The 546-nt window shown below is 55.7% G+C and carries 1 protein-coding gene; it reads left to right on the top strand.

Annotated features, from left to right (window positions below):
• Positions 1-150: 150 nt before the first annotated feature.
• Positions 151-546 (top strand): alanine:cation symporter family protein (locus KHA85_RS20090; RefSeq protein WP_236885845.1); only part of this gene is annotated, 396 nt, incomplete at its 3' end.

The raw sequence follows: 546 nt of genomic DNA, 5'->3' as shown, positions 1-546 counted from the left end.
GATGCAATTCGTCCGCTAATCTGCGAAAAATCTTAATCGACTGACGCCGGACAGATTCCAGCTAAGCTCTTGTAAAAAATAGGCCAATGTTTTTCACCTGCGGTGGATGCTGCAAGGTGCGCATTAAATTTCGATAAAAGGAGGGATCCCTTGACGGACCTGATGAATTTTATAAACAACATTTTGTGGGGGTCGGTGCTGATTTATCTGCTGCTCGGCACCGGCATCTACTTCACGTTGCGCACCCGCTTTATTCAGCTCCGCCACTTCAGCCACATGTTCTCGGTGTTGAAAAACAGCAATAAAAGCGACAGCGCCGGCATCTCCTCTTTCCAGGCGCTGTGCACCACGCTGGCGGCGCGCGTCGGCACCGGCAACCTGACCGGCGTCGCCATCGCCCTGACCGCCGGCGGCCCCGGCGCCATCTTCTGGATGTGGGTGGTGGCGTTTATCGGCATGGCCACCTCCTTTGTGGAAAGCGCGCTGGCGCAGCTCTACAAAACCAAAGACGATAACGGCAACTACCGCGGCGGCCCGGCCTACTAC

The organism is Dietzia massiliensis (assembly GCF_018390595.1).
GTDB classification, from domain to species: domain Bacteria; phylum Actinomycetota; class Actinomycetes; order Mycobacteriales; family Mycobacteriaceae; genus Dietzia; species Dietzia massiliensis.
This window is presented reverse-complemented; position numbering and strand designations above follow the sequence as displayed.